At 67.3% G+C, this 7,601-nt stretch carries 6 protein-coding genes and 1 pseudogene; 2 read left to right on the top strand and 5 right to left on the bottom strand.

The genetic code is table 11. From position 1 onward, the window contains the following. Positions 1-748, top strand: a 748-nt coding sequence (locus tag ADL25_RS04825; RefSeq protein WP_059126365.1) for an NADP-dependent oxidoreductase, incomplete at its 5' end; no start/stop codon positions are given. A gap of 127 nt (positions 749-875) precedes the next feature. Next, positions 876-1,259, top strand: a complete 384-nt coding sequence (locus tag ADL25_RS04820) for an MmcQ/YjbR family DNA-binding protein (protein ID WP_059126364.1) — start codon at positions 876-878, stop codon at positions 1,257-1,259. A gap of 601 nt (positions 1,260-1,860) precedes the next feature. Here ADL25_RS04820 and ADL25_RS04815 read toward each other — a convergent pair. The 5 genes and pseudogenes from ADL25_RS04815 to ADL25_RS04795 all read right to left on the bottom strand — a co-directional run. Beyond that, entirely contained in the window at positions 1,861-2,718 is an 858-nt protein-coding gene (locus tag ADL25_RS04815) for an alpha/beta fold hydrolase (protein WP_402525451.1), read from the bottom strand. A gap of 535 nt (positions 2,719-3,253) precedes the next feature. Next, positions 3,254-5,704, bottom strand: a complete 2,451-nt coding sequence (locus ADL25_RS04810; protein WP_199839100.1) for a glycosyl hydrolase family 95 catalytic domain-containing protein — start codon at positions 5,702-5,704, stop codon at positions 3,254-3,256. A gap of 17 nt (positions 5,705-5,721) precedes the next feature. Further along, on the bottom strand, positions 5,722-5,982 hold the full coding sequence (locus ADL25_RS49640; RefSeq protein WP_199839099.1) for a hypothetical protein: 261 nt from the start codon (positions 5,980-5,982) through the stop codon (positions 5,722-5,724). A gap of 1,031 nt (positions 5,983-7,013) precedes the next feature. Further along, positions 7,014-7,325: a calcium-binding protein gene (locus ADL25_RS04800; protein ID WP_059126360.1), complete on the bottom strand. Its 312-nt coding sequence runs from the start codon at positions 7,323-7,325 to the stop codon at positions 7,014-7,016. Then, positions 7,322-7,601, bottom strand: a pseudogene (locus tag ADL25_RS04795) (hypothetical protein); the annotation flags it as partial. The gene ADL25_RS04800 and the pseudogene ADL25_RS04795, both read right to left, overlap by 4 nt.

The raw sequence follows: 7,601 nt of genomic DNA, 5'->3' as shown, positions 1-7,601 counted from the left end.
TGACAGGACACCCTCGATCCCCGGCCACGAGCTGGCCGGAGTGGTCACCGCCCTCGGCTACGGCACGACGGGGCTGTCGGTAGGGCAGCGGGTGTTCGGACTCGCCGACTGGCACCGCGACGGCACCCTCGCCCAGTACGTGGCGATCGAAGCACGCAACCTCGCACCGCTGCCCGGCGACGTCGACTACACCGTGGCCGCATCCCTGCCCATCTCCGGCCTGACCGCATGGCAGGGACTGTTCCAGCACGGCCGCCTTAAGGCCGGCCAGACCGTCCTCGCCCACGGCGCAGCCGGCGCAGTCGGAACCATGGTGACCCAGCTCGCACGCGAGGCGGGCGCCTACGTCATCGGCACCGGACGCACCGCCGACCGGACCAAGGCACTCGACTTCGGCGCCCACGAGTTCCTCGACCTCGACAACGACACCCTCAAAGACATCGGAAGCGTCGACCTGGTCTTCGACGTCATCGGCGGCGACATCCAACGCCAGTCCGCCGCCCTGATCAAGCCCGGAGGAACACTCGTGTCCATCGTCGGCCCCGTCGAAGCGCGGCCCACTGACGGCCTGGCAGTGGACTTCGTCGTCGAAGCCGACCGCGCCGAACTCGGTGAGATCGTGCAGCGGGTACGCGACGGACGACTGCAGACCAACATCGGTGACATCGCGAGCCTCGACGACGCCATCGGCGCCCTCAACCCGACCACGCGACGCCGCGGCAAGACCATCATCCGCGTACTCCCGTAAGAAGCGGACCATCACAGCCCGCACCGGCCGGTCATGGGCCTGATCCACGCCACGGCCACCGGCCGGCGCAGGTACCCCCACCTGCCACACACACCAAGCACCCTGATCGACACAGGAGTTGATCACCATGGACGGGCAAGAACTGCAGAAGATCGCAGACGCCTTCACCACGGAACTGCCCGGCACCGACCACGAACACCGTTCCAGCCCCGACTGGGACCTCTACAAGGTGCACGGCAAGGTCTACATGCTCATGACCGACATGCCGGGACGCCCCGTCGTCATCCTGAAGGCCGATCCCGACGACGCCGCGGCCCTGCGCGAGCAATACACAGGCATCACCCCCGGCTACCACATGAACAAGAGGCACTGGGTCACCGTGGAAGGCGGAGACGGCATTGACGAGAAGCTCGTGAAGGAACTCGTGACCGACTCCTACCGCCTCGTGGTCGGCGGCCTTCCCAAGGCCAAGCAGCCCGTGGATCCACGCACCTACGGCCGCCGCGCCTGACCTTCGACATGCCCATCACGGCGAGAGACTCCGGGACACAGCGCGCAACACGGCACCGGCGCTGCCCGGAGTCAGCCACGAGCGCCCGTTCACCGAGCAGCCGGACCTCCACAGGCAACAAGCAAGGCCCTCCTGAACGTCACGGATGATCCGGACAAACGCATCCGTCACCCTCCCGACAGAACCAGGCTATGAGCGGCCGCCGCAACACCAACATCCACCGATCCCCCCGGGCCCACCGACCAAACCCTCCCCACCCAGCACGTGGCGAAGCAGCCACCCCGGTGCGAAGCGCCCAGGTCGCCACCCCTCCCGACAGGCCGATCACCCTCACCACCGACAGACCTGCCGCCCTGGACCGGTCTGCGGCCTGGTCGCCACCACCGCCGCCGAGCCCCACCCCCCGTACGTGCGGCTGGACCGTGCGGAGCGGGCGACTGCACCCATGGACACGACCGGCCTCCCGCACACCGTCATCCCGTGCCATGGGGTCCCCGCCGTAGAGCGCGAGGTCTACGCCGCCTCGGTCCTGTCCCTCCCCTCCACCGACAAGGAGCTTCCCCGTGCCCGACGCGCCCGCCGTAACCGCGCAGGCCGACCGTCAGCGCGCATCGTCGAGGACCTCGCGCAGCTTGTGCGCGAAGGCCTCGGGCTGCCCGGCATAGCCGGACTCGCCACCGAGGAAGCCGCCGTGGTGGCTCGGAAACACCGTCGCCTCCTGGCCGAGCAGTTCGGCCGTCGCGACCGAGGTGCGTCCGGTGAAGGTGTCTTGGGACTCCTCGCCCACTGCCACAATGACATGGGTCCGCGCTGCGACAAGAACATCGATGTCGGGCCGGTAACTGCTGACCGCCCACGACCGGTCGGAGAGCAGCGGGTCGTCCCGGGAGCCGTCATCGTCGGTGGGCATGCCGAATGCGGCGGGATCCGCCGCAGGCTGGGCGAAGTAGTCGTCGGCGAATTCGCCCCGCCACGACGTCATCACGATGAAGGCCGCCATACCGGCACCCCAGCCCCCGCGCTCGTACGCGTCCCGGACGCCGGCCCGAGCGTCCTCGGCAGCCCGAGCATCGGGGAGCACGGGAATGATCGGCGGCTCGTGCGCCACCAGGGTGCTCACGTCGTCGGGGTACGCCGCCACGAGGGCGAGCGCGGTCACCGCGCCGCCGCTGCTCGCGAACATCTCGACCGGGCCCACACCCAGCGCCTCGATGACGGCGTGCACGTCGGCAGCCTGGATCCCGGGCGCATGGTCGACCCGGCCGTCCTTGCGGGCACTACGGCCAAGGCCACGCGGGTCATAGGTGACCACCGTGCGGTCGGGGAAGTACGACGCCAGCGTGCTGAAGCCACCGGCATCCATCGGCTGGCCGATCATGACCAGCGGTGGGTGTCCATCGGCGGTCGGCAACGGGCCGTGGACGTCGTAGGCGAGGTCAACCTCGGGAGTCTTGAGCATCTGAGTAGTCACAACCGTGTAGACCCCTTCCCCGTCGGAAACTCATCGGACCCTGTCCCCGCAGTGAGCCGCGGAAGGCGTACACAGTCCGAAGTGCCCGACTCACCATTCGCCCGGGGAGGGGCGGGAACGGTCGGCCCGGCCAGCGCGCCACCGGCCGACGGCCTGCCGCCTCGACGCCCGTGTCCTCCCCTTCCGCGAGCACGGGGGCAGGCTCCGGCCCACGGAACCGACTCCCGAGGAGCCGTCTCCCATGACCAGACCGAGCCTGACCGTCGGCACGCCCGCGCCGGCACCGTGCGCGCCACCCCCAGCCCCGCGCAGTCGACACTTCGACCGTCCTGCTGTGCCCGGTGCGGGAGCTGGTTCGGGACCGCGTAGGGCGAAACGCAAAACCAGGTGCTGGAAGTGCCCAAGGTCGACGAGGGCCACATGGCGTGAGAGCCGTGCGGTTCCATGGGCCCGGCCGGACACCGGCCGGCCGGGCCCATGGAACCCGACCGCGGACGTGACCGTCCTTCGGTCCTCCAAGGACCTACGGGGTAATGCGCAGGGCGTCCACCATCCCTACCGAGGTACTTCGGTTGACGATGCGGATGGTGTGCGTGCCCTGGGTCAGCCCGGTGCGCTGCCATACGGTTTGCTGCACCTGTCTCGCACCGGACACCCGTAGGTCCACGGTCGCCTGGAAGACGTTGTCGAGATATACGTCGACCGTTCCCATGTCGCCGTTGCGTTCGGAGATGTAGGCAACTCCTGTTCCGGTGAAGGTGTATTGGGCCACGGCGTTCAGCGTCGTGCTGTGATGGGTGTCGTCGTTGTAGTCGCCGTATCCGCGCCCGCTGGTGGCGTGCCAGTTGCTGTCGTAGGTCAACTGCGTGTTGTTCACCATCGGGTTGGGGGTCCGGGCCATGCCCAGCGTGGAGGTGGTGCCGCCCAGGGTCTTCTCGCCCTCGTTCGCGGACCCGGTCAGCCGTACGGAACCGTAGGTGGACAGCGGCTTGGCCGTGCGTTCCACCACGTACACCTTTCCGGCGGACGTCGGGAGGTCGAACTCGGCGGCGCTCGTGGTGAGTACAGTGGTGCCGCTGGAGACGTCTCGGACCCTCAACTGCTGGCTCCCCCAGGGGTTCACGACCCGCGTTGCGTTGCCGTACAGGCTCTTGATGCCGACGTACTTCACCTCGCCGGCCTCACGCTCCGAACTGACCGTGAAGCCGCCCTTGGCCAGCAGAGTGAACCGTCCCACGAACGAGGAGTCGCTCGGTGCCGCGGGGAAGACGCGGATCTTGTCGTTGTAGGACTGGAGCAGCGACTCGTTGAGAGCGGCGAGGTGCACTCCGAGGTATTCGAAGACGCCATTGGTGTTGTCCGTCATGCCGTTGGGATAGGTCTGGTACTTGCGGAGCATCGTCTTCATGCCCTGGTAGGCCTGGTCGCCCAGTCCCAACCGGGCTGCCTGTAAGGCGTCGTTGGCCCACACGTTGCCATACGGGAAGGGGCGTGCGTTGAAGGTGTTCACGGCCTTCTGGTGGTCCGGGTAGCCGATGCCGGTCCGGTCGTAGGGCCAGATGATCTCGGCCCACACGTTCTCCCCGTTGCGGGTCTGCGCGAGCGGTGGGGTGTGTGGCAGATAGACATCCGCGGTGGACGGATAGGCGATCAGGTTGTCCAGGATCCGGTGCCACTGCGGTCGCAGTTCGGCGTCCAGGCCCAGGGACTCGGAAGCGCGGATCGTGAGGGGGAACAGGGTGCGCACCGCCGCGAGGTCGGTGATGGCGTTCGGTACGTTCCAGTACGTCTCGTGCGCATGCGAACTGGCCACGTAGTACTTGCCGGACGCGGAGTCGTAGGACAGCTTCGCGGCGTAGAACTTCACCACGTCCCGCATGAAGGGGTAGGCGGTGTTCCGCAGGTAGGCGGAGTCGTTGGTGTACGCGTACTGGAGGTACATGTTGTACGCGGCCTCGGTGCCCGTCGACCAGATGTTGTTGGTGAAGTCGCTGTTGACGGTGCCCCGGGCGTTGCCGTCCCAGCCCATGGTCTCCGGCACCCACAGCCCGTCGACGTTGTAGCGGGTGCGGGTGTACGACTTCAGCGCCGCTGAGTTGCGGCTGTAGAGGCGGTTGAAGCCGGCCAGCAGGTCGACGTGGTTGGAGGCGAGGAAGGAGTTGTAGATGTCACGCTGGTTCCAGAACCAATAGGCGTTGCTCCACTTGGTCTGGTCGCCGGTGGCCCGGAAAACGCCGTTGATGAAGTGGAATGGATTGGTTCCGTATCCGCCGGCGGCGATCATGTATGTGCTCAGGTAGTAGACGTTCTCCAGGTAGTCCGCGTCCCCGGACAGCCCTGAGTACTGCACGAACGACTTTCCCCAGAAGTCGTGCCACCACGACCGGAAGTCGTTGAGCGTCGCGCTGTAGCCGCGGCTCTTGGCCGATGCCAGAGCGCGCTTCGCCTCGGTCACCGAGTCGTGGGAGGGCGCGTTGAGCCGACTGCTGGCGGTGAACCAGATGGTGTAGCTGCGCGAAGGGGTGATCGACAACCGGACGGTTCGGCCGTCGACGACACGTGCGTTGTAGGCCGCTCCCTCGACCGTGGCTGCCAGGGTGTACCCGAAGTTCTGCGGGTCGGACTGGCCACGGCTGAGTCCGGCGCCTGTGGAGTCGGCGTACGTTGCGACCGTCTTCCAGGTGTCGAGGTTGGGCACATCACCGCTGTTGCCCAGTTGGGAGGTGTCCCACAGGCTCAGGTCGAGGTTGACCGCGGAGACCCCGGAGCGCGAGTCCTCGACGTGCACGCCCATGACCTCGGAGTTCGGCACGCCCATCACCGTCACCGTGCGGTTGGCGTCGTACTTGGTGGTCAGGGTGCCGTCGTAGAGCGACAAGCGTTGTTGATAGGTGCTGTAGCCGCTCTCCAGTTGCGGGGTGGTGGACAGGTTGAGCAGTCCCGCCCCGAACGCGGTCTGCTGCGAGGTGTCCACGCCGGACACCTGCATGGTCAACCCGTTGGCCTGCCATCCATCGCGCCTGTACGGCCGTTGCCGACAGTCAGCCCGTGCAGCGGGTTGGTGGTGGGCCGGTTGTAGACGAGGTCGTGTTTGGACAGGTAGGCGGCGCGATCCACGTTCAGAGCTCCGGTGGCGGAGTCGAACGCGGCGTCCGTGGGTGCCGCCGTGGCCGGAGCCGTGAGGCCGACGGCGGTCGCGGTCATGATGCAGACGGCCGCGAGCGCGGCTCGCACAAGTCTGCGGAGTCTCATCGAATGCCCTCCCTGCTGGTCATGGGGGTGACGACCGGTGCCGGACAGCGCGGGACCTGGACACGGCCGATCGACGTCGGACCTCATTAATCCGATGACTCGGCCGGACTGCTTCTTCGACACGCTCGCTTCCCCGGGCCGCACGAGGGCACGGAGAAGCGGTGCGCCGATCGGGACATGGAAAAGAACGACCAGAACAAGGCACATGAGATCGATCGTCCTCGAAGTGCCTGCGGCAAGCGGAGGTACGGCGTGCGAGTACACCACGACATTGGCATGGTCGCGTCAAAGAAGAGTAAACGTCGGATGTCTTGATCGGTCAACACTCAGCGCAAAACCTCCGGACTCGCTGCAGTACGTGACGCGGCCGACCAGGCACTGCGCGACCTGCCGCAGTGGCAGGCCCGCCGGCGCATGAAAGTCCTACGCCCCGAAAATCGCACGGAGAACGGCGGCGGGCCGACCGGTCATCCGTTCTACTTCACCGCGCGATACGCAAACCCCGCCACGCCTGCCGTGATCACCGAACGCGCGGTGATCACGGCGGAGCCGGTCAGGGTCGTCACCATGGCGGCCAAGGCACGCATGCGGCGCCAAGAGGCTTTACAACCGGGAGAAGACGTTCCGGTTCGTCGCATGGGAGGCAGGCCTGCACCACAGCCCGTGCCCGGCGGATGTGATGGTGCAGCAGTTGGACCGGCTCTACAACCTTGGTCCGGCCTGTCGGTCGACTCCTCGACAGGCGCTCACGGCTGCCTGGTCCACGCCACACCTCGTCGAAACTGCTGAGCTCGCCGCGCGGCACAGGCTGACACCCGCACGCATCAGCGCGCTGCACCTCGAGCGGAGACCAGCGGTTTCCTCGAAGTCATCGGCCACCGCGGCCGTGCCCGCCAGTGGGACAAAAGCGATGTCGACGCGTGGTTCGCCCAGCGCAAGCCGGCCCGTCTGCAGGAGCATCGGCCGCCGAAGCTCGATCCCGACGCCCCTGTACGGTCGAACGGTCTAGGGAAGCGGAAGGCGCGGCCGGTTCAGGATTCCCAGTGCCGGTAGGCCTCCACCCAGGCCCATCCCTCAGGCGTGGGGTCGGGTGGCGGCAGGTCCAGGATGCCGATCGCCTGAGTGTGCCGGCCGTGTCTGCACAGGGCGGTGATGCCGCTGCCGGGCCGGTCCTGGATGGAGGTGACGGTCACGGTGACGCCGAGCACGACGGTGGAGAACGGCAGGGCCAGGCAATCCTCGATGAACGTCTGGAAGGCGGCGCATTGTTCGTCCTCGCCGTAGGCGTCGACGATCGCCTCCGCGACCAGGGCGTCGAGTTCGGTGCTGGACAGCCTGATCACCGTTTTTTCCCTTGCGTGCGCAGGAGTTCGGCGAGGCGGTTGCCGACCGGGGTGACGCTGGGCAGGGGCTCGTGGGCGAAGTGTTTCGCCTTGCGGCGGCGCAGCAGCTCCTCCCCGTCCCGTTCCCAGGCGAACGCGGGCTTGCGCAGCAGCGCGCGGAAGACGGCATCGGCGTTCTCGGGATGCCGCTGGACCAGACGGCGGATGACCATGGGAGCGACGGATTCGTCGTTCAGGTACTCCCGAAGCCGGCTCAGGTGGGTGCGGTCGCGGGTC

Origin of the sequence: Streptomyces sp. NRRL F-5122 (genome assembly GCF_001507435.1) — a bacterium.
GTDB lineage: Bacteria > Actinomycetota > Actinomycetes > Streptomycetales > Streptomycetaceae > Streptomyces > Streptomyces lannensis.
This window is presented reverse-complemented; position numbering and strand designations above follow the sequence as displayed.